This window comes from Cellulomonas alba, assembly GCF_030362835.1.
GTDB classification, from domain to species: domain Bacteria; phylum Actinomycetota; class Actinomycetes; order Actinomycetales; family Cellulomonadaceae; genus Cellulomonas; species Cellulomonas alba.
Map to the genome: position 1 here is coordinate 1,311,699 of NZ_JAUCGQ010000001.1, position 25,554 is coordinate 1,337,252.

A 25,554-nucleotide genomic window follows, 5' to 3' on the forward strand; every position below is an offset into this window, starting at 1 on the left:
GGCCTACCGGTTCAGCCGCCGCTCGCCGGCGGGGGTGCGACGCGGCCCGCCGGTGCAGCCGCCGTTCGCCGGGGGGCGACGCGGCCGACCGGTTCAGCCGCCGTTCGCCGGGGGGCGACGCGGCCGACCGGTTCAGCCGCCGCTCGCGGCGCGCGGGCCGGCGCGCGCCTCCGCGGTCGCGTCGCCGGCAACCGCGTGCACGACGGCCCTCACGCGCAGCGACCCGCCCGGTCCGGGCAGGCAGCCGGACACCGACGCGCGGTTCGCGGCCGCCGACCGGCGTGCGATCGCACACGCCGGGCCCAGCGCACCGTCCGACGCGCGCAGCTCGGCCGCGCCGGCGAGCGCCGCCAGGTCCGCGGCACCCTGTGCCCGCTCGTGCGCACGTTGGGCGCCCAGGAGCAGCCCCGTCGCGGCCGCGACGACCAGCACGGCGGCCACCAGCGCCAGGACGAGCACGGTCCCGGACCCGCGTTCGCCGTCGCGCGCGGCCGCGTCTCGCACCCCCGGGACCCGTCCCGCGCTCGGGGGCGCCGCGATCACGGCTCCTCCTTCCCGACGGCGGTCCCCCCGACGCGCAGGGGCGCCACCCACGGACCGAGCGACACCCCGGCCGACACCCGCACCGTCGTCCACTCGCCGGCCCGCGCGATCTCGACCGCAGCGCCGGCGCCCGCGACCCTCGCGGCGGTCGACCGCACGGTTCCGTCGTCCGAGCCGAGCGCGGCCTCCCGGGCGCCGGCGCGCGCGGCCGCCTCGCAGCGCAGCTCGGTGACGCCCGCCGCGGCGAGCGACGCCAGCAGCGCGATCAGCAGCACGACGACGGGCAGGCCGACCGCGAGCTCGGCGGTGACGCTGCCCTGCTCGACGCTGCCGTGCTCGACGTCGGCACCGTCGCGCGCGGAGCTCATCCCTGCAGCGCCTTGCGAATGATCGCGGTGAGCAGCCCACGCACGAGGTCGCTCTTCAGCAGCACGACGAGCAGACCGGCGAACCCCACCGCGGCGAGCGTCGCGATGGCGTACTCGGCCGTCGCCATGCCCGCGTCGCGCGAGGCGGCGGCCACGCGTCGCCCCTCGCGGGCGACCACGGCCGCGGTCCGCGGCCGGACGGCGCGCCATCCCCGCGAGCGTCTCGTCCCCGCGCCGGACCCGGGCACCGCGCGGCCGAGCACCTGCCCGGGCCGGCCCAGCAGGACAGGCGCGAGTTCCGTGCTCGGACGCGAGTTCGGCGTGCGACACCGCAGAGCTCGCCAGTGCACACCGAACAGTTCCGCAGGCAGTCCCTTCCTCGGTTCGCCCGCCTCGTGCTGGACCTGCTCCGCACCGAGCGGTGCGACGACGATCGACGACATCACGGCCTCCTGTCCGCCCGACGGTCGGGCGCCGCTCCCAGGCTCGTGACCGCGCAGCGTCGCGAGGTCGCACGTGCACCGATCCGTGGACGGCCACCTGCGCGACCGGGCTGTGGGCGGCTCGCGGCGACCCGTGGCGCGCGGCGCGGGGCGCGCGGCGCGCGGCGCGTGGCGCGCAGAGCTCGTCGCCGCAACGCGCGGCGCGTGCTCGGGTCATCCGAACAACCCGCGGGCAAGTCCGACCATCATCGGCACGAGCCCGACCAGCAGGAACGCCGGCAGGAAGCACAGCCCCAGCGGGAGCACGAGCCGGACGCCGAGCGCCCCCGCCGCGCTCCGCAGCTGCGCGCGTCGACCGCGGCGACGTTGCTCGGCGCACGCCCGCAGCGCGGGTCCTGGCGCGGCGCCCGCCGTCCAGCTGGGCGCGAGCGTCTCGGCGACGGCTGCCAGCTCGGCGGGCGCCCCGGCCCAGGCCGTACGCCACGACGCGCCGACGAGCAGCGCGCCGCCCGCGGCAGCCAGAGCCCGCCCGTGACGCCCGCCGATCGCGGCGCCCACCACCGTGAGCGCTCGCGGCAACGCGACGCCGGACGCGACGGCGACGTCGAGCAGGTCGAGGACGAGGACGACGTCGGTCTCGGCGACCGGCTCGGTGACCGGATCGCGGCGTCGCCCCCCGCGGCCGCGCCGCCCGGTCCAGGGGACCACGGCCCCGACGGCCGCCGCGACCAGCAGCAGCCTCACCGCCCCGCCCCCGCCGCCGCGGCCCGCACCAGCCGACGCGTCCAGCGTCGTCCCGCGACGGTCAGCGCCAGGCCCGCCGCGCCAGCCCACGTGCCGAGGCCACCGCCGAGCAGCACGCGGACGGGATCGACGCCCAGCGCGACGCCGAGCACGAGGCCGAGCGCCGGGAGCCACGCCAGCAGCCGGGCGGTCGCCTGCGGCCCCGCGAGCGCGGCGTGCAGGTCAGCGGCCGCTTCTTCGTCGAGCGCGACGGAACCCGCGATGCGCTCGAGCACCGGCGCCAACGGCGCGCCGAGCTCTGCAGCCACCTCGACCGCCGCGACGGCGGCGCGCACGCGGGCCGCCGTCGCAGTGTCAGCGCGGACCACCGCGGCGGTAGGGGTGCGGACCACCGCGGCGGTGTGCGCGCGGCCGACGCCTGCCGTCGGCCCGCCGGCCGCGCGGGCGGTGGACGCAGCTACACGCCACCGTCGAGCGCGTCGAGCGCCGCCGCACCGCTCGAGCAGCAGTCGCTCGAGCGCCGCACGTCCGTCAGGACGCGCGCCGAGCACCTGCTCCCACGCCGCGGGCGGGTCCGCGCCCGCCCGCAGCTGCGCGGCCGCCGCGTGCAAGGCGCCCGCGAGGTCGCGCGACACGACAGGCGCCGGAGCGTCGCCATCGCCGGCGCCGCCGGGCGGCAGCCGGGCGCGCGGACTCGTCGCGGCGAGCGCGGCCATTCCCGAGCTGAGCCCGACGATCCAGGCGGCGCCGGAGCTCGGAGCCGGCATCACGACCCCGCGGGCCGCTCGGCGAGCCGCACCAGCGCGTCGTAGGCGTCGTGGCGCACTGTCGTGCCGCGCGCGTCGCACACGAGCGCCGTCGCCACCTCGAGGCGACCGCCCGCAGCCCGCCGCACGACGCCCGCCTCGGCGACGTACCGGCGTCCGCCCTCGCGCCGTACGTGCAGCACCACGTCCAACGCGCTCGCGGCCTGGGCGGCGAGCGCGTCCTGCGTCAGGCCAGCCAGCGCACCGAGGGCCTCGAGGCGTGCCGGCACGTCCGCGGCGGTGTTGGCGTGCAACGTCGCGAAGCCGCCGTCGTGGCCCGTGTTGAGCGCCCCGAGCACGTCACGTACCTCAGGACCGCGGCACTCGCCGAGCACGATCCGGTCGGGCCGCATCCGCAGCGCCTGCCGCACCAGATCGGTGAGGTCCACCCGGCCGGCGCCCTCGACGTTCGCGCTGCGCGCGAGCAATCGCACCACGTGCGGGTGCTCGGGCCGGAGCTCCTCGGACTCCTCGATCACGACGACCCGCTCGTCCCGCGGCACCACGCCCACGAGCGCGGCGAGCAGCGTGGTCTTCCCCGCACCCGTGGAGCCGGACACGAGGATCGTGGCGCGCGCTCGCACGAGCGCCGTGAGCAGGACCTCGAGCCCGGGCGCGAGCGTGCCCGACGCGGTGAGCGCCGCGAGGGCGAAGGCTCGACGACGCACCGTCCGCAGGCTGAGCAGCGTGCACACGCCGGCCAGCGGCGGGAGCACGGCGTGCAGTCGGGTGCCGTCCGCGAGCCGAGCGTCGACGACCGGCGCGGCATCGTCGAGCCGCTGGCCGGCGGAGGCCGCCAGCCGCACGGCGAGCGCGCGCACGTCGGCGCCCGTGCCGAGCCGCACCGGCGCGTGCGTCAGCCGGCCCGCCCGGTCCACCCAGACGTCGTCCGGGCCGTTGACCAGCACGTCGGTCACGTCGGGGTCGTCCAGGAACGGCTGCAGCGGCCCCGCCCCCCACACGTCGTCGCGCACCCGGCCGACGAGCAGCGCCAGGCCTTGCGCGCCGAGCACCAGACCGGCCTCGCGCGCGGTCTCGGCCACCGTGACGGCGAGGGCCTCGTCCGGAGGCGCGGGTCTGCCGGCGACGCGGTGCCGCACCAGCTCGACGACGGCGGCCGCGGCCTCCTCGCCGGTCACGCCGTCACGCCCACGTGGCGCAGCAGCCGATCGGCGACGCGTGCGAGCGGCCGTCGGACCACCAGACCGACCCGTTCGACGTCGGCCGCGGTTCCCCGGACCTCCGGCAGCGAGGCCGAGACGCGCACGCCCATCGCCTGCGCCAGCTCGCCGGCACTCATCCCACCCGGCGCCGGACCACGTGCCACGACCACCACCTCCCGGCCTCGCGCCTCCCACTCGTCGCGGGCCGCGATACCGCACGCGACCCCGCGGACGTCCCGCGGTACGACGAGCACGACGACATCCGGATCGACCCGCGCGGCGGCGCCGCGCCCGAGATCGGCCACGACGGACCCCGCCACCGCACCGAGCGCGCGCAGGACGTCCGTGACGACGTCGGGATCCTGCTCTCGCGCGGAGCGCCCGGCGGCGAGCACGGCGCAGCGCCCCCACCGGGGCAGCGCCGCGACCAGGTCGTCACCGGGCACGTCCCCCCGCGCTCCCGCGAGATCGGGCCAGCGCACGCCGGGCACGTCCTCGAGCCCGAGCAGCAGGTCGATGCCCCCCGCGCCGTGGTCGAGGTCCACCAGGACCGTCGCGTCGTCCCGGGCGAGCCGGGCGGCGAGCACCGCCGCCAACGTCGACGCGCCGGCTCCCCCGCGAGCCCCGGCCACCCCGACGAGCGGCGCTCGCTCTGCAGGTGGCGACCCGGCTCCGACGCCTCGCGCGTTCCACGCCGCCGAACCGCGCGGCCTCGTGGTCTCCAGGTCGAGCAGGCTCACGGTCCCCCGCATCCGCGCCGGACGCCCGGCGGCAGGCGCCGCCCGCTGCGACACCCGAGACGACCGTGACCCGCGGTCGCCGGTCGGCGCCGCCGCAGGCCGAGAACCGTGGATGCCCCGGACGCTCGCGGGGCTGTGGGCGGCTCGGCGGCGGTCGCCGGACCGCCGGCCACCCGCGCCCGCCCTCCGCCTGCCCGAGCCGTCGCTGTCGGACCGCCGCGCTAGGGTCGCGGCCATGTCCTCGTCCACGTCGTCGGGTGCCGCCGACGCCGCTGCCACGCCTGCGCAGGGCGCGCGCACGGCCGCGTTCTTCGACCTGGACAAGACGATCATCGCCACCTCGTCGGCGGCGGCCTTCTCGCGGCCGTTCCTCGCCGAGGGCCTGCTCACGCGACGGGCGATGCTCCGCACCGCCTATGCCCAGGCGCTCTATCTCGCCGGCTCCGCCGACGCGGATCGCACCGAGCGCCTGCGCGTCCAGCTGTCGCGCATGGTCGCCGGCTGGGACGTGGGCGTGGTCAGCCAGGTGGTGGCCCAGACCCTGCACGAGTCCATCGACCCGACCGTGTACGCCGAGGCCGTCGCGCTGATCGAGGAGCATCACGCGGCGGGGCGCGACGTCGTGGTGGTGTCGGCGTCAGCGAGCGAGATCGTCGAGCCGATCGCCGCGGTGCTCGGCGCCGACCACGTGATCGCGACGCGCATGACGGTCGAGGCCGGTCGGTACACGGGCGAGATCGAGTTCTACGCGTACGGCGAGAACAAGGCGCGCGCGATCCGGGAGCTCGCGGCCGAGCGCGGGTACGACCTCCACGCGAGCTACGCCTACTCGGACTCGATCACGGACGCGCCGATGCTGATGGCGGTCGGGCACGCGTTCGCCGTCAACGCCGACCGGACCCTGCGTCAGCTCGCCGCCGAGCGCGGATGGGGAGCGCTCCGGTTCGAGCGGCCCGTGTCGCTCTTCGGCTTCGCGCCTGTCCCCGCGAGAGCCGTGACGGTGGGCCTGGTCGTCGCCGGCGCCGCGGCGATCGTCCTCGCCTGGTACGTGCGGCATCGCCGTCGGACCGGCCCCCGGTGAGCCCTGCCGGACCGTTGCCCCGCACACCGACCTCGCTCAGATGACGGACGGTCGTCCCGCGATGCGAACGGCCCGCTGCGCCCACCTGGAGCGTCACTGGCCGCCCTTGGCCGACTCCGCGGCGGCGGGGTACGAAAGGGAGCACAACAGCATGACCGCGAGGGCACCCACGCGCAGGAGAGCCCACCTATGGGCGGGTCGACCGGGCTTGTCCCGGAGCGTACCGAGACGTTGCACGCCTGATCACCCTCGCAGGTCGGCGTTCGGCGACGGCGTCCCCCGGGGCGCCGTCGTTCGTGTGGGCGGAGTCCGCCCGGGCGGCGACGCTCGTGTCGGCAGCGTCGCGCGGGGCGGCAGCGTCGCGCGGGGCGGCAGTGTTGCGCGGAGCGGCAGCGTCGCGCGGGGCGGCAGCACTCGTGTCGGCAGCACGCCCCGGTCAGCCGTCGACCCCGCACGCGCTGGCAGCGCGGCATGACGGCGGGGTCGCCGCAGCCAGACCCGCTCGCTCCGGTCACCGAGCTGCCCGGAGTCCGCGACGCCGTCGAGCGCGCGCGCTCCGCGTGCGAGGAGCTCCGGTGGCACGAGGCCTTCCGCCGGCGTGCCCGCGAGGTGCGCGCCGAGGCCGGGCTGCAGACCGCACGGCACAGCGCCGCCGTCGACGGTGCGCGCCTCACGTCCGCGCGGGTCCGCGCGCTCGCGACCACGCCGCCGAACGCGCCCGACGCGCGGACCGACGCCCACCCGGGTGGGCGCCACGAGCAGCGCGACGACGCCGGTCACCGCACCGAACAGACCACCGCCCCCGCAGACGAGCTCGTCGCGCACGGAGCCGTCCGGGCGGCCGCCCTCGTCGACTCGCTCGCCCCCGAGCTCGGCGCGCGGTCCGCGCCGCAGCTCCCGCCGTTCGGCCAGCTCCTGGCCCGCCTGCACGCCGCCGTCGGCGCCGACTGGCTCCCGCCCGCGGAGCTCGGCCGTCCGCGCACCGCCGACGGGCCGCTCGACCTCCGCGGCCTCGGGCCGGCGCCGACGCCCGACGAGGTCGGCGCGCGGCTCGCGCTGCTCGCTGATGTCGTCGCGCGGACGGACGCACCGGCCCTCGTCGTCGCGGCGGTCGTGCACGGCGAGCTCCTCGCGCTCCGGCCGTTCCGGGCCGGCAACGGCATCGTCGCGCGGGCCGCTGCCCGCCTGCTCGTCACGTCCCGGGGCCTCGACCCGACCGGCAGCGTCGTCCCCGAGGCGGCGTGGTCGCCGAACCCGCACGTCTACGTCGCGGCCGCCGCGCGCTTCGCGACCGGCGAGCCCGAGGGCGTCGCCGGCTGGGTTGCGGGCTGCGCCGACGCCCTCGTCACCGGCGCGGCCCGCGCCCGCGTGATCGCGGACGCCGTGCTGGCCGGTCGCCTCCCCGCGGACTAGAGGCCGACGGCGAGACCCTGCGTCAGCCCCACGAGCCGCGCTCGTACTGCGGCTGCCACCCGGTCACGGCGGCCGGCGCCACGTCCGATCCCGGCTCCAGGACGTCCAGCGCGCCGAGGGCGACCCCCAGCTCGTGCGCCGCGCGCAGCGGCCAGAACGGGTCGCGCAGCGCCACGCGTCCGACGAGCACCGCGTCGGCGGACCCGTCGTCGAGCACGCCCTGCGCCTGCTGCGGGTCGGTGACGAGCCCGACCGCCGCGACAGGCAGCCCGGACGCAGCGCGCACCGTCCGCGCGAGCGGCACCTGGTACGACGGCCCGGTCGGCACGTGCGCGGGCAGCAGGCCGCCGCTCGACACGTCGACCAGGTCGACGCCGAGCGCGCCGAGCTGCTTCGCCACGGCCCCGACGGCCTCGGCGTCGAGCCCGCCCTCGAGCCAGTCGGTCGCGGAGACGCGCACGAACAGCGGGCGGTCGGCAGGCCACGCCTCGCGCACCGCCGCGGTGACCTCGAGCAGCAGCCGCGCGCGGTTCTCGGGCGACCCCCCGTAGCGGTCGTCGCGCTGGTTGGAGAGCGGCGAGAGGAACTGGTGCAGCAGGTAGCCGTGCGCGGCGTGCAGCTCGACGACGTCGAACCCGGCCTCCACCGCCCGGCGCGCGGCCGCGGCGAACGCGGCGGGCAGCGCCTCGACCTCGTCCGTCGTGAGCGCGACCGGCTCGGCGTACCCCGGGAACGCCAGCGCGGACGGGGCTACGGTGCTCCACCCGCCCGCGCCGACCGGCACGGTGCCATGGCCCGCCGAGAAGGGCCGGTAGGTCGACGCCTTGCGCCCGGCGTGAGCGAGCTGCACGCCGACGTGCGTGCCACGCGCGTGGACGAAGTCCGTGATCCGGCGCCACGCCGCGACCTGCTCGTCGTTCCACAGCCCGGTGTCCTGCGGCGAGATCCGGCCCTCCGGCACGACGGCCGTGGCCTCGGCGAGCAGCAGCCCGAAACCGCCGGAGGCGCGCGCCCCGAGGTGCACCAGGTGCCAGTCGGTGGGCACGCCGTCGACGGCGGAGTACTGGCACATCGGCGCGAGCCAGGCGCGGTTCGCGAAAGTCGTGCCACGGAGGGTCAGGGGATCGAAGAGCGACGTCACCTCCGGCCCAACCGGGCGGTGCCGCCGGCTGTTCCGGTTCGGCCTTTCGTCCCACTCTGGGCCCGCGCCGACCCGGGACCCTGTTCCTCGTGCTGAGCATCCCCGAGGCCGTCGACACGCACGCCGACGCGGCCGCGCACAAGGTCGACCTGCTGCGCAACCCCGCGCTCTTCCTGGTCCGGACCATGCTGGCCGGCGCCTTCATCGGCATCGGCGTGCTCGTCATGGTCGAGGTCGGCGGCCCGCTCGCCGCCGCGGGCTCCCCGTTCACGCCGCTGGCACAGGGTCTCGTGTTCGGCATCGCGCTGACGATCGTCGTCGTCGCCGGGGCGGAGCTCGCGACCTCCGCGATGATGATCCTGACGCAGGGCGCGATCCGCGGCGCGATCGGCTGGGCGCGTGCCGCGGTGACGCTGCTCGCGTGCATGGCGGGCAACCTGCTCGGCGCGGTCGTCTTCGCGGCGCTCGTGCACGCGTCGGGCGTCGTGGCGCCGGGCACCCCGGCCGGCACCCAGCTCGCCGCGATGATCGAGCACAAGGCGCACGCGACGACGGGCCAGCTGTTCGTGCGCGGCATCCTGTGCAACCTGCTGGTCTGCCTCGCGATCTGGTGCGGCGCGCGGCTGCGGAGCGAGTCGGCGCGGATCATCCTCGTGTTCTCGTGCGTGCTCGTGTTCATCGCGTCGGGGTTCGAGCACTCGATCGCGAACATGACGACGTTCTCGCTGGGGCTGATGGACGGCCTCCCCGGCGCGACCATCGGCGAGTTCGCGCGCAACGTGGCGGCCGTCGGGCTCGGCAACATCGTCGGCGGCGGCCTGCTGGTCGGCGCCGCGTACGCCTACCGCGGGCGCGTGACGAACGACGACGCGCCCGCCCCTGGCACCCAGGCCGACGACGCGCAGATCGCGGCGTTGCAGGCCGCCGCGCGCCGTGCCACGGCCTCGCGCACCCCGGACGTCCCGGCCCTGGCGCCGGCGGACCTCGCGCCGCAGACCCCGTCGTCGTGGGCGACGACCTCCGCGGCACCCGCGACCACCGCGCACTGACCGCGCCGTCGACGAGCCGCCCCCGGCGCGCTCGCGCACTGACAGCCCGCCGACGCACCCCCACCACGCGGTCCGTACCGCAACCACGCGCGCCCGCGGCGCACTGACTCGGGCAGACGGGCCCGGGCGGCCGTGGTCACCCGACCGGGCCTGCCACGCGCGCGCCGCCCGGCGGTGCCGGACGCCCGGCAATACGGTGGCGGGCAACCCCCGAGCACCGAGGAGACGCGATGAGCACCTCCGACCCGAGCGGCGACCGACGCACGCCGGGCGCGACGCCCGACGACGCCGCCCCCACCGAGACCAGCCCCACCGAGACGACGCCCACCGAGGCGCCCCCCACGGAGACGATCTCCGCCGACGCGGCCCCGGACGCGACACCCGCGGACACCACGCCCGCTGACCCGACCCCCGCGGGAACGACGTCCCCGCAGACCGCCGCCGCGGCGGACAGCCCGGCGGCGGACCCGGCCGCCGTCGAGGGCGCCACGACCGACGCTGCCCGGACGGCGTCCGCGGACGCACCGAGCACCCGCCCGTTCGGCAGCCCCACCCCCGCGGCCCAGGCGCGCGCCGCGGCCCCCCGGGTCGCGGCGGACCCCGGCCGGCACGCCACCGCGCGCCCCACGCCGGTGCCCCCCGAGCCGGCGGCCGGCGCCGCGGCCGGAGCGTTCGGCGCCCACCAGCGATTCGCCGCCTCCGCGCCGGACGCGAGCCCGGACCCGGTCGGCGGCCCCGCCACCGCGCCGCTGCCGCCGACGCACGGCGGCCCCCCGGTCGCACCACCGCCGCCCGAGCCGGGCCGCCCGTTCGACACCGCGGCGGCACCGATCACACCGGAGCCGCCGGTGGAGGACCCGAGCCTGTTCCCCGCGCCGAACGCACCGCGCTCGCCGAGTGCGGGCTCGCACATCCTCGGCGTCATCGTCGGCCTGATCCTCGGCCCGGTCGCCGTCGCGGGCGTTCTGCTCGGGCAGTCGCGCATCCTGGTCGTCCAGGCCGACCACTGGGACGCGAGCCTCGACGTGCTCGGCATCGTGCTGGTCAGCGTCGGGCTGCTGCTCCTGGCCTGCGTGCTGCTGCTCGGCGCGTGGACCGCGGCGGTGCCGATCACGGCGGGCATCGTGCTGAGCGCGCTCGGCGGCTTCTACCTCTACGCGCCGGGGATCGCGCGCCGCGAGACGCTCCGCGTCCTGACGAGCGAGGGCTGGCACACGCAGGTCACGCAGGTGACGGTGGTCGGGACGTCGGGCACGCTGCTCGTCGCCGGCTTCATGCTGCTCGTCGGCGGCCTCGTGATCGCGGGCGCCCGTCGGCACGGCATCCACCTCGGCGAGTTCCGCGAGCGCAACCGCGCCTGACGCCGCACGCCTGTCGGGGCCCGGTCGCCGCTCGGCACCGGGCCCCGACGCCGTCCGCGGGACGGTCGGGGCGGTCGACGCGGTCGCCGTCACCCTCGAACCTCCGCCGGCGGCTAGAGTTCCGACGCCGGTCCTCCAGCCCGGCCTGCATCGACGTCGCTGCACAGGAGGTCGTTCGTGACCGACGCTGTTCCCGCCGAGACCGCCGCCGGCGGGCTCGAGAACCTCCTCTCGGAGGACCGCCGCTTCCCCCCGACGCTCGAGTTCGCCGAGCAGGCGAACGCGCACGGCGACCTGTACGCGTGGGCCGCGGCCGACCGCCCCGACTTCTGGGCCGACCAGGCCCGCGAGCTGCTCACGTGGAGCACGCCGTTCACGCAGGTGCTCGACTGGTCGAACGCACCGTTCGCGCGCTGGTTCGCCGACGGCACGCTCAACGCGGCGTACAACGCGGTCGACCGCCATGTCGAGGCGGGCCGCGGCGACCGCGTCGCGCTGCACTTCGAGGGCGAGGGCGGCGACACCCGCACCCTCACGTACGCGGACCTGCAGCGCGAGGTGGCCAAGGCCGCGAACGCGCTCGTCGCGCTCGGCGTGGGCACGGGCGACCGGGTCGCCATCTACCTGCCGATGATCCCCGAGGCCGTCGTCGCGATGCTCGCGTGCGCCCGGATCGGCGCGCCGCACTCCGTCGTCTTCGGCGGTTTCTCCGCCGAGGCGCTGCACGCGCGGATCCTCGACGCCGAGGCGAAGCTCGTCGTCACGGCCGACGGCGGCTTCCGCCGCGGGGCGCCGAGCGCGCTGAAGCCGGCGGTCGACGAGGCGCTCGGCAAGAGCGAGACGACCGTCGAGCACGTGCTCGTCGTCAAGCGCACGGGCCAGGACGTCGCGTGGACCGAGGGCCGCGACGTGTGGTGGTCCGACGCCGTCGACGGCGCGTCCGACCAGCACGAGCCGGTCGCGCTCGAGGCCGAGCACCCGCTGTTCATCCTGTACACGTCGGGCACGACCGGGAAGCCGAAGGGCATCTTCCACACCACGGGCGGCTACCTGACGCAGGCGGCGTACACCCACCTCAACGTCTTCGACCTCAAGCCGGAGACCGACGTGTACTGGTGCACGGCGGACATCGGCTGGGTGACGGGCCACTCGTACGTCGTGTACGGCCCGCTGGTGAACGGCGCGACCCAGGTGATCTACGAGGGCACGCCGGACACGCCGCACCGTGGCCGCTGGTGGGAGATCGTCCAGAAGTACAAGGTCTCGATCCTGTACACCGCGCCGACCGCGATCCGCACCTGCATGAAGTGGGGCGAGGAGATCCCGGCGCAGTTCGACCTCTCGTCGCTGCGCGTCCTGGGCAGCGTCGGCGAGCCCATCAACCCCGAGGCGTGGATGTGGTACCGCCGCGTCATCGGTGGCGACAAGGCGCCCATCGTCGACACGTGGTGGCAGACCGAGACCGGCGCGATCATGATCAGCCCGCTGCCCGGCGTCACCGAGACGAAGCCGGGCTCGGCGCAGGTGCCGCTGCCCGGCATCGCCGCCGACGTGGTCGACGACGACGCGCACCCCGTCCCGAACGGCTCGGGCGGCTACCTGGTCCTGACCGAGCCGTGGCCGTCGATGCTGCGCGGCATCTGGGGCGACCCGGACCGGTACGTCGACACGTACTGGTCGCGCTTCAAGGGCCTCTACTTCGCGGGCGACGGCGCCAAGAAGGACGCGGACGGCGACATCTGGCTGCTCGGGCGCGTGGACGACGTGATGAACGTGTCGGGCCACCGCCTGTCGACCACCGAGATCGAGTCGGCCCTCGTCTCGCACCCGTGGGTCGCCGAGGCGGCCGTCGTGGGCGCGTCCGACGACACGACGGGCCAGGCGGTCGTCGCGTTCGTCATCCTGCGCGGCGACGCCGCCGGCGGCGACAAGTCGGCCGACGAGGTGCAGACCGAGCTGCGCAACCACGTGGCGAAGGAGATCGGCCCGATCGCCAAGCCGCGCCAGATCCTCGTGGTTCCGGAGCTGCCCAAGACGCGGTCCGGCAAGATCATGCGCCGCCTGCTGCGCGATGTGGCCGAGCACCGCCAGGTGGGGGACGCGACGACGCTCGCGGACTCATCGGTCATGGACCTGATCGCCCAGGGGCTGGCGGCGCCGGCCGCTTCCGCGGAGGACTGAGCTCCACCTTCGAAGGCCGGGCCCGACGTCGACGTCGGGCCCGGCCTTCGTCGTCGGGGCGAACCGTTTCGCCGCCTGCTGGCCCCGCCACCCTCCTGTTTGGCTCGGGGTCGCACCCGCCCCTCGCCCGGCCGGCGGCGCGGGGGGTGGGTGCATCCATCGGGCTCGAACTTTCTTTATTCAACTCAGGAACGAGGGCGTCCCATGAGATCCCGCAAGCTCCTCATCCCCGCGGCGGCGGTCGCCGCGGGCGCTCTGGCGGCGGCGGGCGCCGCGCTGTCGACCGCCGCGCAGGCGGCGGCCGCGCCGGTCGGCCTGCACGTCTCGGGGACGCAGCTGCTCGAGCGCAACGGCACGCCGTTCGTCGAGCGCGGCGTCAGCCATGCCCACACCTGGTACACGTCCCAGACGCCGACCGCCATCCCCGCGATCCGCGCCGCGGGCGCCAACGCGCTGCGCGTGGTGCTGTCCGACGGCCACCGCTGGACGAAGAACGACGCAGCCGACGTGGCGAACGTCGTGAGCCTCTGCAAGGCCAACCACCTGATCTGCGTGCTGGAGGACCACGACACGACGGGCTACGGCGAGGAGAGCGCCGCCTCGAGCCTCGACACGGCCGCGGACTACTGGATCTCGCTCGCCTCGGTGCTCAAGGGCCAGGAGGACTACGTCCAGATCAACATCGGCAACGAGCCGTTCGGCAACAACGACACGGCGAACGCGAGCTGGGCGTCGTCGACCATCGCCGCGATCAAGAAGCTGCGTGCGGCCGGGTTCCACCACAACCTCGTGGTGGACGGGCCCGCGTGGGGCCAGGACTGGAAGAACCTCATGCGCGACCAGGCCGCGAGCGTCGAGGCCGCCGACCCCGACGCCAACGTGCTGTTCTCGATCCACATGTACGACGTGTACTCGTCGGCGTCGACCATCACCGGCTACCTCGACGCGTTCAAGGCGGCGGGGCTGCCGCTGATGATCGGCGAGCTCGGCTGGCGCGCGACCTCGTCGAACGTCGACACGGACACCGCCATGGCGGAGGCCGTCAAGCGCGGGATCGGCTACCTCGGGTGGTCCTGGTCCGGCAACACCGACCCGATCCTCGACATGACGACGAGCTTCGACCCCGCGAGGTTGACCGCCTGGGGCACGCGCATCTTCTCGGGCGCGAACGGGATCGTCGCGACGGCCAGGACGGCGACGATCTACGGCGGCTCGACCCCGCCGCCCACGACACCGCCTCCGACGACCCCGCCGCCGACCACCCCGCCCGTCACGCCCACACCCACGCCCACCCTCACGACGCCGCCCTCGACGGGCGCGTGCACCAGCACCTTCACGGTCGCGGGCAGCTGGCCCGGCGGCTTCCAGGCGACCGTCACGGTCACGGCCGGCAGCAAGCCGGTGAGCGGTTGGAGGACGACGTTCGCGCTCCCGTCCGGCACGACCGTGCAGAACGGGTGGTCGGGCACGTTCTCGTCGTCGGGGCGGGACGTCACCGTGTCGAACGCCGCGTGGAACGGCTCGCTCGGCGCGAGCGCGAGCACCGACTACGGGTTCATCGGCACGGGCACCGCGCCCACCGGCACGACCGCCGTGGCCTGCTCCGCGAGCTGACGCGGCAGCGGCGCGGCACGTCGGCCCGGTTCGGCGACTCCCCCGAGCCGGGCCGGCGGGTCGTCCGGCGCGCGCCTCAGAGCCCCAGCGCGCGCCGGAGGTTGCGCACGGCCTCCCGGCCCGCGCGGTTCGCGCCGATGGTCGACGCGCTCGGCCCGTAGCCGACGAGCTGGATGCGCGGGTCCGCGACCACCCGCGTGCCGTCCATGACGATCCCGCCGCCGGTCCCCCGCAGGTGCAGCGGCGCGAGGTGGTCGAGCGACGCGCGGAAGCCGGTGCACCACAGGATCGTGCGCGCCTCGACGAACCCCGGGCCGTCGACCCACCCGCCGAGCCGCGCCGTGCCGACCGCGGTGGCGCCCTGCTCGGACGAGCCCACCGCCGCAGCGACGTCGCCGGCCGCGACGGGCGCCGGGACGGGGACGGGCGCCGGGTCGTCCCACACCACGCCCTCCGCGACGATCCGCGTGAACATCGGCCGCGCGCGGAGCACGCCCGCCTCGATCGCCTCGCGGTACGCGTCCGTGAGCGGCAGCCCGGTCACGGAGACGACGCTCTCCGGCGCGAGCCCGGCCCGCGTCCGCTCGTCGACGCGCGCGACCGCCTCGCGGCCGATCTCCGGCGAGAACTCCTCGTCGCGCCACGTCGGCGGACGCCGCGTCACCCAGGTCGTCGTCGTCACCCGGGCGAGCTGCATCGTCAGCTGGACGGCCGACGTGCCCCCGCCCACGACCACCACGTGCCCGTCCGCCAGCTCCTCGGCGGACCGGAAGTCGTGCGTGTGCAGCTGCCGGCCGCGGAAGGCCGACCGGCCGGGGTACGCGGGCCAGAACGGCTTCTGCCAGGTGCCGGACGCGTTGACCAGGCCCCGCGCGCGCCACGTCACGGGCGCGTCGGCCCGGCCGACGAGCTCCGACCGGAGGAGCAGCCGACCCGCCGAGTCGTCCGTCACCCGCGCGACGCGCACCGGCCGCTGGACGCGCAGGCCGAACGCCTCCTCGTACTGGGCGTAGTAGTACGGGACGGCGCGGTTCGCCGGCTCGGCCGGGTCCGGCGTCAGCAGCGGCATGCCCGGCAGGTCGTGCACCGCGTGCGCGTCGGCCATCGTCAGGCTGTCCCACCGGTGCTGCCACGCGCCGCCGGCCTGCGGGTTGTCGTCCAGCACGACGAACGTCGCGCGCGCGTCCTGCCACCCGCGGTCTCCGACCGCGACGAGACCCGAGCGGACCAGGTGGTACGCCGCCGAGAGCCCCGCCTGCCCCGCGCCGATCACCACGACGTCGACGTCGACCGGCTCGTCCGCGGTCGACGCGGCCCGCGCGGCGGCACGTCGCTCACGACGCGTCCCCGCACCCTCGTCCGGGGTCTGCGCGCGGGTCTCCATGACCCGGCCACGGTACCCGCGGGCCACGACGCGCACCCCGGGGCGATCAGCCGTCGGAGCGCCCGGTGCTCACCAGGCGGGCACCCGCGGGCTCGACGCGCGCCGGGTGGCTCGCCCGCCGGGCCGCAACCCTCGCAGGCAGCCACCCGGTCGCCGCTCACGCACCGCGGGTCGCAGGTGGTAAGGATGAGCCCATGCCGGTGCAGGTCAGCGCGGTGCGCGGTCCCCTCCCCACCGCGGTCGCCGACGAGGTGCGCGCCGTCGCCGCCCGCGCGGCCGTCGCCGACGGGGTCGCCCCGCTCTCCGAGCAGCCGCTGCTCTGGCTCAGCGACCCCGACGCGGTCGTCGTCCACCTGCTCGCACGCGACGACGACGGCGCCCTCGTCGGCTACGCGCAGGTCGACGTCGCGCTCGACGCGCAGGCCACCGCGGAGCTCCTCGTCGCGCCGGACGCGCGCCGCCACGGCACGGGCGGCCGGCTGCTGGCGGAGGCGCGCTCGTTCGCCGCGGCGGTCCACGGCCGGCCGCTGCACGTCTGGGCGCACGGCGACCTCGAGCCGGCACGCGCCATGACGACGGCGGCCGGCGGCGTCGTCACGCGCGAGCTCTGGCGCATGCGGCTGTCCGGTGCGCACACCGATGCGCCACCGCGCCGCCCGTTCCCTGCGGGCGTCACCGTCCGCACGTTCGTCCCCGGCCAGGACGAGGACGCGTGGCGCCGCGTCAACGCGCGCGCGTTCGCCCGCCACCCCGAGCAGGGCCGCATCTCCGACGCCGACCTGCGCGCGCGCGAGCGCGAGCCGTGGTTCGACCCGGCGGGCTTCCTGCTCGCGGAGCGCGACCGCGTGCTGCTCGGGTTCGTCTGGACCAAGGTGCACCCCGCGGGCGAGCACGGGCCGGAGCCGGTCGGCGAGCTGTACGTCGTCGGGGTCGATCCGGACGCCCAGGGGCTCGGGCTCGGAGGTGCGCTGACCGCCGCGGGCATCGACCACCTGCGCTCCCGCGGGCCGGCCGACGTGATCCTCTACACCGACGCCGACAACGCCGTCGCGGTGCACACGTACGAGCGGCACGGGTTCGCCGTCGAGGCGGTGGACCGGATGTTCACGTTCGATACCGCCGGTTCACGATCCGATGACACCATGGGCGGATGACCGACGCGCCCACCCTCGACCCGTCGCTCGCCGCCCACATCGCCGAGCACCTCGACGCCGCCGCTCCCGGCGCGCAGGCCGCCGCCGTCGAGCTCGCGCCGCTGCCCGACGACCGGTTCCTCGACCGTGAGCTGAGCTGGCTCGCGTTCAACCAGCGGGTGCTCGAGCTGGCGGAGCGCGACGACCTGCCGCTGCTCGAGCGCGTGCGGTTCCTGGCGATCTTCGCGTCCAACCTCGACGAGTTCTTCATGGTGCGGGTCGCCGGCCTGAAGCGCCGCATCGCGACGGGCATCGCCGTGACGGCGGCGTCGGGCATGAGCCCGCGGCAGGTGCTCGACTCCATCAGCGACAAGGCGCACGAGCTGGCGGACCGGCACGCGCGCGTGTTCGCCGACAAGGTGCAGCCCGCGCTCGCCGACGAGGGCATCACGCTCGTCCGCTGGGACGACCTCGGCGAGTCGGAGCAGGACCGCCTGCGCAAGTTCTTCCGCCGGCAGATCTTCCCGGTCCTGACGCCGCTCGCGGTCGACCCCGCGCACCCGTTCCCGTACATCTCGGGGCTCTCGCTCAATCTCGCGGTCGTGGTCGTGAACCCCGCGACGGGCAAGGAGCACTTCGCGCGCGTCAAGGTGCCACCGCTGCTGCCGCGCTTCATCGCCGTCGACGCGCGCGGCCGCCCGAGCGCCCCGGACGCCGGCGCCGCGGCTCTCGAGAAGGGCCCGATGTCGTTCGTGCCCGTCGAGGACGTCATCGCCGAGCACCTCGACCACCTCTTCCCCGGCATGGAGGTGCGCGAGCACCACACCTTCCGCGTCACGCGCAACGAGGACGTGGAGGTCGAGGAGGACGACGCCGAGAACCTGCTGCAGGCGATGGAGAAGGAGCTGCTGCGCCGCCGGTTCGGCCCTCCGGTGCGGCTCGAGCTCGCGCACGGCATCAGCCCGCGCATCCGCAGCCTGCTTGTTCGTGAGCTCGGCATGGCGGAGGAGGAGGTCTACGAGCTGCCCGCGCCGCTCGACCAGACCGGTCTCAACGTGATCGCCGACCTCGACCGGCCCGAGCTCCAGTACCCGCGGTTCGTGCCGACGACGCCGCGCCAGCTCGCCGAGGTCGAGTCGGCGACGCCGTCCGACGTGTTCGCGCGCATCCGCGAGCGCGACGTGCTCGTGCACCACCCGTACGACTCGTTCTCGACGAGCGTCCAGACGTTCCTCGAGCAGGCGGCGGCCGACCCGCAGGTGCTCGCCATCAAGCAGACGCTGTACCGGACCTCGGGCGACTCGCCGATCGTCGACGCGCTGATCGATGCGGCCGAGGCGGGCAAGCAGGTCCTGGCGCTCGTCGAGATCAAGGCGCGGTTCGACGAGCAGAACAACATCTCGTGGGCCCGCAAGCTCGAGCAGGCGGGCGTCCACGTCGTCTACGGCATCGTCGGCCTCAAGACGCACTGCAAGCTGAGCCTCGTGGTCCGCCAGGAGCAGGACGGCCTCCGCCGGTACAGCCACGTGGGCACGGGCAACTACCACCCGAAGACCGCGCGCCTCTACACGGACCTCGGCCTGCTGACGGCCGACCCCGAGGTGGGGCAGGACCTGACCCGCCTCTTCAACCAGCTGTCGGGCTACGCGCCCAAGTCGCGGTTCCACCGGCTGCTGGTCGCGCCGCGCAGCGTCCGCACCGGCCTGGTCGAGCGCATCGACCGCGAGGCCGCCGCGGCCCGCGAGGGCCAGCCCGCGTGGATCAAGATCAAGGTCAACTCGATGGTCGACGAGGCGACGATCGACGCGCTGTACCGTGCGTCGCAGGCGGGCGTCCCGGTCGACCTCGTGATCCGCGGCATCTGCGCGCTGCGCCCGGGGGTCCCGGGACTGTCGGAGAACATCCGCGTCCGCTCGATCCTCGGGCGGTTCCTCGAGCACTCGCGGATCTTCGCCTTCGCGAACTCGACGCCGCTGCCCGAGGCCGGCTTCGAGGGCCCCGAGGTCTACATCGGCTCGGCGGACCTGATGCACCGGAACCTCGACCGCCGCGTCGAGGCGCTCGTGCGGGTCGCCGACCCCGACCAGGTCGCCGAGCTCGTCGAGCTCATCGACTTCTCGGTCGACGACGGCACGTCGTCGTGGCACCTCGAGAGCGACGGCACGTGGGTCGGCCACCACGACGGGCCCGCGGGTCCGCTGATCGACCTGCAGGCGGCCCTCATCACGCGGCAGCGCCGGCGTCCGGGCTCGGGCCGGTGAGCCCTGCTCGTCCGCGGTCGGTCGTCGAGGCCGCCGGCGCGCTCGTGTGGCGCGTGCGTCTGGGCCGGCTCCAGGTCGCCCTCGTGCACCGGCCGCGGTACCGCGACTGGTCCTGGCCGAAGGGGAAGCTCGACCCCGGCGAGACGACGCTCGCGGCCGCGACGCGCGAGGTGGCCGAGGAGACGGGCCACGACGTGGTGCTCGGCATCCCGCTGCCCGGCCTCGAGTACCCGCTGTCCGACGGTCGGCTCAAGCGCGTGCACTACTGGGCCGCGCAGGTGGCGGGACGACCCGACGCCGCGGCGCTCCGGGCCCGCCCGCCCGTGCCGCGCGCGTCCCGCGCCGAGATCGACGCGGTGCGCTGGTTCGACGTCGACGCCGCCGCGCACAAGCTGAGCCGGAGCGCGGACCGCGCGCCGCTCGACGCGCTCGTCCACGCGCACGCCAAGCAGCGCCTCGACACCCGCGCCGTCGTGGTCCTCCGCCACGGCACCGCGCGTCGGCGCGCCACCTGGCGGGGCGCCGAGCCCGACCGGCCGCTCGTCGCGGCGGGCCTGCGGCAGTCGCAGGCGGTCGTGCCCGTGCTCTCGGCGTTCGGCGTCACGAACGTGGTGACGAGCCCGTGGCAGCGCTGCGTCGAGACCGTGGCGCCGTACGCGGAGGTCGCCCAGGTCGACCCCGTGATGTCGGACGCGCTGACCGAAGAGACCCACGCGGACTCGCCGGAGAAGGTGACGTTCGAGGTGATGCGGCTGCTCGCCGAGCCCGCGGACTCCGTGCTCTCGACGCACCGGCCGGTGCTGCCGACGGTGCTCGACGTGCTCGCGCGGCACGCGCGCAAGTCGGTCACGGCGGCGCTGCCGACCGAGGACCCGTACCTGCACCCCGGGGCCGTGCTCGTGGCGCACGTCGCGCAGCGGCAGACCGGTCCCCGGGTGGTCGCGGTCGAGCGGCACCTGGACGACTGACCCGGGTCGGGCCACGGGCGACGGCGGCTCTGCGGGTGCCGCACCGCGGCGTCAGCCGCGCTCGGGCGGGGTGAGCCTCGGGCGGGGTGAGCCGACGACCGGCCCGCGTCAGCCCAGGATCGGGTGCAGCAGCAGGTAGGCGAGGCCGGCGACGAGCGCCGCGGCCGGGATCGTCAGCACCCACGCGGTGGCGATGTTCTTGGCGACGCCCCACCGCACGGCCGAGGCACGCTTCGTGGCGCCGACGCCCATGATGGCCGAGCTCACGACGTGCGTGGTCGACACCGGTGCGTGGACGGCGAACGCGCTGACGTACAGCACGGTGGCCGACACCGACTCGGCGATGAACCCGCGCGCGGGGTCGACCTCGATGATGCGCCGGCCGAGCGTGCGCATGATGCGCCAGCCGCCGGAGTACGTGCCGAGCGAGATCGCCGTCGCCGCGGCGACCTTGACCCACAGCGGGATCTGCCCGTTCTTCTCCGCCCAGCCGACCGACACGAGCGCCAGGTAGATGACGCCCATCGTCTTCTGCGCATCCTGCAGGCCGTGGCCCAGCGCCATCGCCGAGGCCGACACCGTCTGCGCGAGCCGGAACCGGCGGAAGGTGCGCGCGGGGTTCGTGTTCCGCACCAGCCACAGCACGCCGACCATGATGAAGAAGGCCAGCGTGAAGCCGACGGCAGGTGAGACCACCATCGGGATGACGACCTTCTCCCACACCGACTTCCAGTAGACGGCGAGACCGCCGACCAGGCCCGCGCCCACGAGCCCGCCGATCAGCGAGTGCGTCGACGACGAGGGCAGCCCGAACCACCAGGTGATGAGGTTCCAGCAGATCGCTCCCAGGAGCGCCGCGAGGATCACGACGAGCGCCGTGCGGTTGTTCGCGTCGGTCAGGTCGATGATCGAGTTCGCGATCGTCTGCGCGACGCTCGTGCCGAGCAGGGCGCCGACGAAGTTCATGACCGCGGCGATGACGAGCGCGACACGCGGCGTCAGGGCGCGGGTGGAGACAGAGGTCGCGATCGCGTTGGCCGCGTCGTGAAACCCGTTGGTGTAGTCGAAGCCGAGGGCAAGGGCCACCACGGCGACGACGAGCGCGGCTTCCACGAGTGCTCAGGACTCCTTGAGCGCGATCGTCTCGACGGTGTTGGCCACCTTCTCGAAGGCGTCGGCCGCCTCCTCGAGCTTCTCGACGATCTCCTTGAGCTTCATGAGCAGGATCGGGTCGGCGACCTCGTCGAACAGCTGCGCGAGGAGCTTGCGGTAGGACTTGTCGGCCTGGTTCTCGAGGCGGTTGACCTCGACCCAGTACTCCTTGAGCGAGTCCATCGAGCGCAGGCGCGGCATGGCCTCGGCGGTGAGCTCGGCCGCGCGCTGGAGCACCTGCACCTGGTCGGAGATCCGCGTGGGCAGCTCGTCGACCTTGTAGAGGACGATCAGGTCGGCGGCCTCGTCCATGAAGTCCATGCAGTCGTCGAGGCTCGACGCGAGGTTGTAGATGTCGTCGCGGTCGAACGGCGTGATGAACGTCTGGTTCAGCCGGCGCATGATCTCGTGCGTCGCGTCGTCGGCGAGGTGCTCGGCGTCGGCGATGCGCTTGCCGATCTCCTTGCGCTCGGGACGGGCGGCGCCGAGCATCTCGCCCAGCAGGTTCGCTCCGGTGACCAGGTGCTGCGCCGATGCGGCGAGAAGGTCGAAGAAGGTGGTGTCGCGCGGTGTCAGGCGCAGGCGCACGGCAGGCTCCGGTACGAGGTCGGGGGGACGGACTCAGGCTAGGCGACGGGGCGGCGATTGCCTAACGGCCGTCGACGCCCACATGGCCCCATGGTGACAGCCTCGTGACCGGCATGGACCAGGACCGAAGGACGTGTCCGCGGCGCGGCGTGGCGCGAAGCTGGACGAACGACCAGCAAACCTCGCGCGCCGAGCGGCCGAGCCGCCGGCCCGTGTGACGCGGTGCGCCGACCGGGTGAGGCGACGCCGGGCCGGGAGCGCCTCTCGGCGCGTGGCCGCTCTGGGCGGCTGAAGTTGGAGCCCGGGGCTACCGCGGCCCGGCGTCGCGACCACTGTAACCCGCGACCCCCGCGCGCGATTCCGCCGGACGGGTCGATCGGCAGGATCGGCACACGGCCGGCCGACCGGTGGCGCGCAGGCACCCGCCGGCCGCCCGGACGGGCGACGCGTCAGTCGAGGCGGTCGGCCCGCCAGAGGGTCGCGGCGTGCTCCAGCTCCTCGGCGGTGCGCAGCAGCGACGCGGCGCCGCGCGTGAGCCGGCTCGCGCCCGACGGGTCGACGACGTCGAGGTGGTCGGCGTCGAACGCCGCCCCCGCGGCGAGCACGCGGCAGAACGCGGCCGCACGCTCGAGCGCGACCGCGAGGTCGCCCGTGTAGACGCCGGAGAGCACCGCGTCCGCGACCTCGCGCACCTCGGTCGGGCCGGGCGCGTCGGCGACGCCCGCCACGACGTCGTGCACCGGGACGGCGCCGCGGCCGAGCCGGTAGCGGTCGGCGACCGTCGCGGGGTCGCGGCGCACCCACTCGCGCAGCACGTAGAGCCGCCACAGCGCGCCCGGCAGCGTGTTCGGCGGGCTGTCCGACCAGAGCCCGGCGACGACGTCGAGGCCCTCGGTCTCCACGAGCGCGACGAGGCGCTCCACGACCGCGGGGTCCTCGGTCGCGCGGCCTCGGCGCACGAGCGCACCCGCCGTGGTGTGCGCGACCTCACCGCGCAGCGCGGGGTCGAGCGCGCCGGGGATCTGCTCGGCCTCCTGCGGGTCGAGCATCGCGGGCCGGCGGGGGCGGCGCGGTTCGGGGCTGGTCATCCCTCCGATCGTGCCACCCCGGTCCGACGCCCGGCCCGAGGCACCGGCGATCGGGCCTGCGCGCGTCGCGCACGCTCCGAAATGCGACGGCGCCGCAGCCGGGCCACAGTGAGGAACGTCTCCCCCGTGCACGCCGGGGCAACTGGAGGTGTCGACCATGTCGGACGTGTCAGCAGCGCGCGGACCAGCCGTCACGCACGGTGGGCGGTCCGCCAACCATCGCAAGGCGATCGCGCTGTCCATCGCCGCCGCGGTCGGCGGCTTCCTGTTCGGGTTCGACAGCTCCGTGATCAACGGCGCCGTCGGCGCGATCACGGACCACTTCAGCCTCAGCTCGGCACTGTCGGGCTTCGTGGTGGCCGTCGCCCTCCTCGGCTCGGCGCTCGGCGCGTGGCTGGCCGGCAAGGTCGCCGACCGCTGGGGCCGCACGCGCACCATGCTGCTCGGCGCGATCATGTTCTTCGCGTCGTCGATCCTGACGGGCCTCTCGTGGAGCGTCGCCGACATGATCCTGTGGCGGATCATGTCCGGCATCGGCATCGGCATCGCGTCGGTGATGGCGCCGGCGTACATCGCCGAGATCTCGCCCGCCTCGATCCGCGGCCGCCTCGGCTCGGTCCAGCAGCTCGCGATCACGATCGGCATCTTCGTCGCCCTGCTGTCCGACCAGCTGCTGCAGAACGCCGCGGGCGACCCCGCCAACGACCTCTGGTGGGGCATGGAGGCGTGGCGCTGGATGTTCTTCGTCGGCGCCGTCCCGGCCGCCGTCTACGGGATCATCGCGCTCTCCATCCCGGAGACGCCGCGCTACCTGGCCAGCGTCGGCAAGGACGAGGACGCGCTCGTCGTGCTCAACGAGACGCTGAGCGCCGAGGAGAACCCCGACACCCACCTGGCCCAGATCAAGAAGCGCATCGCCGACGACCGCGAGAACGCGAAGCACGCGAGCCTGCGCGGGCCACGGTTCGGGCTGCTGCCGGTGGTGTGGGTCGGCATCCTGCTGTCGGTCTTCCAGCAGTTCGTCGGGATCAACGTGATCTTCTACTACTCCACGACGCTGTGGCAGGCGGTCGGCTTCAGCAAGGACGACTCGTTCACCTACTCGACGATCACGTCGGTGACGAACGTGCTGGTCACCTTCATCGCGATCGCGCTGGTGGACAAGGTCGGGCGACGCCCGCTGCTGCTGATCGGCTCCGTCGGGATGGCGCTCTCGCTGGGCACGGTCGCGCTGGCGTTCACCCAGTCGACGGGCTCCGGCGACAACGTCACGCTGCCGGACCCGTGGGGCGTCATCGCCCTGGTGGCCGCGAACCTGTTCGTCGTCTTCTTCGGCGCGACGTGGGGCCCGCTGGTCTGGGTGCTGCTCGGCGAGATGTTCCCGAACCGCATCCGCGCGGCGGCCCTCGGCGTCGCGGCGTCGGCGCAGTGGATCGCGAACTTCGTCATCTCGGAGACGTTCCCGCCGCTGCTCGACCACTTCGGCGCCGCCATCCCGTACCTGATGTACACGATCTTCGCGGTGCTCTCGTTCTTCTTCACGCTGTGGAAGGTCCCCGAGACGCGCGGCGTGGAGCTCGAGGACATGGAGGAGGTCAAGGCGCCCGAGCGGCGGACGCCGACGCGCACTTGAGCTCGTGAGACCTGCCGGAGGGGATCAGACTCCCGACCCGCCGGCCGACGACGCCCGCTCCCGCCACCCGGGGGCGGGCGTCGTCGTGCGCGCCGACAGTCCTGCAAGTTGCCTCGCACAGCAGTTGCGTGCGGCAACAGATGTGTCGTACAGTCGTTGCATCAGGCAACAACTAGGAGCGGCGATGTTCACCACCGGCACGTCCAGCGAGCAGGCCGTGCTGCGCTCGCTCGAGGCGATCGTCCGGGCGATGCGCGAGGCCGCGTTCCTCGTCTCGCGCGACCTCCCGTGCTCGCGGGGGTCGATCCCTGCGGTGCGGCTGCTCTCGCTGAACGGCCCGCTCCAGGTCGGCGAGCTCGCCGACCTGCTGCACGTCGACACGTCGGTCGCGTCGCGCCAGGTCGGGCAGCTCGTCGACGACGGCTACGCCGAGCGGGTCGAGGACCCGCACGACCGTCGGGTCCGGCGGCTGCGGCTCACGCCGGCCGGCGAGGTCCTCGCCGCGCACCTGCACGAGGTCGTCGAGCTCCGCATGCAGGAGCTGTTCGCCGACTGGACGCCCGACGAGGTCGACGAGGCCGCGCGCTCGCTCGACCGCGTGGCGCGCTCGGTCCAGGCGCTCACCCGCGCCGGCGCCCGCCACCCCGCCTGACCACCCCGCACCACTGCCCGCCGACGCTGCCGGGCCGCACCCACGAGT

General features: G+C 75.2%; 23 protein-coding genes. 11 read left to right on the top strand and 12 right to left on the bottom strand.

Going from position 1 to position 25,554, the window contains the following annotated elements; all coding sequences use genetic code 11:
- Nucleotides 1-132 precede the first annotated feature (132 nt).
- The 7 genes from QRT04_RS05925 to QRT04_RS05955 all read right to left on the bottom strand — a co-directional run bounded on the left by QRT04_RS05925 (nucleotide 133) and on the right by QRT04_RS05955 (nucleotide 4,654).
- Complete coding sequence (locus QRT04_RS05925; protein WP_289454230.1) at nucleotides 133-543, bottom strand: Rv3654c family TadE-like protein; 411 nt, start codon at nucleotides 541-543, stop codon at nucleotides 133-135.
- Nucleotides 540-911: a TadE family type IV pilus minor pilin gene (locus tag QRT04_RS05930; protein WP_289454232.1), complete on the bottom strand. Its 372-nt coding sequence runs from the start codon at nucleotides 909-911 to the stop codon at nucleotides 540-542. Before QRT04_RS05930 ends, QRT04_RS05925 begins: the two co-directional genes overlap by 4 nt.
- On the bottom strand, nucleotides 908-1,066 hold the full coding sequence (locus QRT04_RS05935; RefSeq protein ID WP_289454234.1) for a DUF4244 domain-containing protein: 159 nt from the start codon (nucleotides 1,064-1,066) through the stop codon (nucleotides 908-910). Before QRT04_RS05935 ends, QRT04_RS05930 begins: the two co-directional genes overlap by 4 nt.
- A 501-nt stretch (nucleotides 1,067-1,567) precedes the next feature.
- Nucleotides 1,568-2,098: a type II secretion system F family protein gene (locus tag QRT04_RS05940; RefSeq protein ID WP_289454236.1), complete on the bottom strand. Its 531-nt coding sequence runs from the start codon at nucleotides 2,096-2,098 to the stop codon at nucleotides 1,568-1,570.
- On the bottom strand, nucleotides 2,095-2,865 hold the full coding sequence (locus tag QRT04_RS05945) for a type II secretion protein F (protein ID WP_289454238.1): 771 nt from the start codon (nucleotides 2,863-2,865) through the stop codon (nucleotides 2,095-2,097). Before QRT04_RS05945 ends, QRT04_RS05940 begins: the two co-directional genes overlap by 4 nt.
- Nucleotides 2,865-4,043, bottom strand: a complete 1,179-nt coding sequence (locus QRT04_RS05950) for a TadA family conjugal transfer-associated ATPase (protein WP_289454239.1) — start codon at nucleotides 4,041-4,043, stop codon at nucleotides 2,865-2,867. Before QRT04_RS05950 ends, QRT04_RS05945 begins: the two co-directional genes overlap by 1 nt.
- A complete protein-coding gene (locus tag QRT04_RS05955; RefSeq protein WP_289454241.1) occupies nucleotides 4,040-4,654 on the bottom strand; it encodes a pilus assembly protein FlpE in 615 nt (204 codons plus the stop codon). The genes QRT04_RS05950 and QRT04_RS05955 overlap by 4 nt, the downstream gene beginning before the upstream one ends.
- Before the next feature lie 388 nt (nucleotides 4,655-5,042).
- Between QRT04_RS05955 and QRT04_RS05960 the strand changes: the two genes are divergently transcribed.
- Together QRT04_RS05960 and QRT04_RS05965 are read left to right on the top strand one after the other, a co-directional pair.
- Nucleotides 5,043-5,888, top strand: coding sequence for an HAD family hydrolase (locus QRT04_RS05960; protein ID WP_289454243.1), 846 nt, complete (start codon nucleotides 5,043-5,045; stop codon nucleotides 5,886-5,888).
- Between the two features lie 471 nt (nucleotides 5,889-6,359).
- Nucleotides 6,360-7,301 (top strand): Fic family protein, encoded by a 942-nt coding sequence (locus tag QRT04_RS05965; RefSeq protein WP_289454245.1) that lies wholly within the window; start codon nucleotides 6,360-6,362, stop codon nucleotides 7,299-7,301.
- Nucleotides 7,302-7,323: 22 nt separating this feature from the next.
- Here QRT04_RS05965 and QRT04_RS05970 read toward each other — a convergent pair whose 3' ends face one another.
- Entirely contained in the window at nucleotides 7,324-8,442 is a 1,119-nt protein-coding gene (locus tag QRT04_RS05970; protein WP_289454247.1) for an NADH:flavin oxidoreductase/NADH oxidase, read from the bottom strand.
- 89 nt (nucleotides 8,443-8,531) lie between these two features.
- Between QRT04_RS05970 and QRT04_RS05975 the strand changes: the two genes are divergently transcribed.
- The 4 genes from QRT04_RS05975 (at nucleotide 8,532) to QRT04_RS05990 (ending at nucleotide 14,647) form a co-directional block, all read left to right on the top strand.
- Nucleotides 8,532-9,491 carry a formate/nitrite transporter family protein gene (locus QRT04_RS05975; protein WP_289454249.1) on the top strand — a complete coding sequence of 320 codons (960 nt, stop codon included), beginning with the start codon at nucleotides 8,532-8,534 and terminating at the stop codon, nucleotides 9,489-9,491.
- Between the two features lie 230 nt (nucleotides 9,492-9,721).
- Nucleotides 9,722-10,852, top strand: coding sequence for a hypothetical protein (locus QRT04_RS05980; protein WP_289454250.1), 1,131 nt, complete (start codon nucleotides 9,722-9,724; stop codon nucleotides 10,850-10,852).
- Nucleotides 10,853-11,029: 177 nt separating this feature from the next.
- Nucleotides 11,030-13,033: an acetate--CoA ligase gene (gene acs, locus QRT04_RS05985; RefSeq protein ID WP_289454251.1), complete on the top strand. Its 2,004-nt coding sequence runs from the start codon at nucleotides 11,030-11,032 to the stop codon at nucleotides 13,031-13,033.
- Between the two features lie 204 nt (nucleotides 13,034-13,237).
- Nucleotides 13,238-14,647 carry a cellulase family glycosylhydrolase gene (locus QRT04_RS05990; protein WP_289454252.1) on the top strand — a complete coding sequence of 470 codons (1,410 nt, stop codon included), beginning with the start codon at nucleotides 13,238-13,240 and terminating at the stop codon, nucleotides 14,645-14,647.
- A 76-nt stretch (nucleotides 14,648-14,723) separates the two neighbouring features.
- Here the strand turns inward: QRT04_RS05990 and QRT04_RS05995 are convergent, their stop codons facing one another.
- Nucleotides 14,724-16,031 (bottom strand): NAD(P)-binding domain-containing protein, encoded by a 1,308-nt coding sequence (locus tag QRT04_RS05995; RefSeq protein WP_289454253.1) that lies wholly within the window; start codon nucleotides 16,029-16,031, stop codon nucleotides 14,724-14,726.
- Between the two features lie 194 nt (nucleotides 16,032-16,225).
- Between QRT04_RS05995 and mshD the strand changes: the two genes are divergently transcribed.
- From mshD to QRT04_RS06010, 3 genes are read left to right on the top strand one after another with little or no spacing between them, the layout of a single operon-like run.
- A complete protein-coding gene (gene mshD / locus QRT04_RS06000; RefSeq protein WP_289454254.1) occupies nucleotides 16,226-17,185 on the top strand; it encodes a mycothiol synthase in 960 nt (319 codons plus the stop codon).
- Nucleotides 17,182-19,425, top strand: a complete 2,244-nt coding sequence (locus tag QRT04_RS06005) for an RNA degradosome polyphosphate kinase (protein ID WP_289454255.1) — start codon at nucleotides 17,182-17,184, stop codon at nucleotides 19,423-19,425. The genes mshD and QRT04_RS06005 overlap by 4 nt, the downstream gene beginning before the upstream one ends.
- Nucleotides 19,422-20,393, top strand: coding sequence for an NUDIX hydrolase (locus QRT04_RS06010; protein WP_289454256.1), 972 nt, complete (start codon nucleotides 19,422-19,424; stop codon nucleotides 20,391-20,393). Before QRT04_RS06005 ends, QRT04_RS06010 begins: the two co-directional genes overlap by 4 nt.
- A gap of 108 nt (nucleotides 20,394-20,501) precedes the next feature.
- Here the strand turns inward: QRT04_RS06010 and QRT04_RS06015 are convergent, their stop codons facing one another.
- From QRT04_RS06015 to QRT04_RS06025, 3 genes are all read right to left on the bottom strand, one after another.
- Nucleotides 20,502-21,506 (bottom strand): inorganic phosphate transporter, encoded by a 1,005-nt coding sequence (locus QRT04_RS06015; protein ID WP_289454257.1) that lies wholly within the window; start codon nucleotides 21,504-21,506, stop codon nucleotides 20,502-20,504.
- A 6-nt stretch (nucleotides 21,507-21,512) separates the two neighbouring features.
- Nucleotides 21,513-22,133, bottom strand: coding sequence for a DUF47 domain-containing protein (locus QRT04_RS06020; RefSeq protein ID WP_289454258.1), 621 nt, complete (start codon nucleotides 22,131-22,133; stop codon nucleotides 21,513-21,515).
- 449 nt (nucleotides 22,134-22,582) lie between these two features.
- The gene (locus QRT04_RS06025) at nucleotides 22,583-23,182 is read right to left on the bottom strand and encodes a hypothetical protein (RefSeq protein WP_289455725.1); all 600 of its coding nucleotides are present in this window, start codon (nucleotides 23,180-23,182) and stop codon (nucleotides 22,583-22,585) included.
- Nucleotides 23,183-23,378: 196 nt separating this feature from the next.
- Between QRT04_RS06025 and QRT04_RS06030 the strand changes: the two genes are divergently transcribed.
- Together QRT04_RS06030 and QRT04_RS06035 are read left to right on the top strand one after the other, a co-directional pair.
- Nucleotides 23,379-24,854 (top strand): sugar porter family MFS transporter, encoded by a 1,476-nt coding sequence (locus tag QRT04_RS06030; RefSeq protein ID WP_289454259.1) that lies wholly within the window; start codon nucleotides 23,379-23,381, stop codon nucleotides 24,852-24,854.
- Between the two features lie 184 nt (nucleotides 24,855-25,038).
- Nucleotides 25,039-25,506 (top strand): MarR family winged helix-turn-helix transcriptional regulator, encoded by a 468-nt coding sequence (locus tag QRT04_RS06035; RefSeq protein WP_289454260.1) that lies wholly within the window; start codon nucleotides 25,039-25,041, stop codon nucleotides 25,504-25,506.
- Nucleotides 25,507-25,554: the final 48 nt, after the last annotated feature.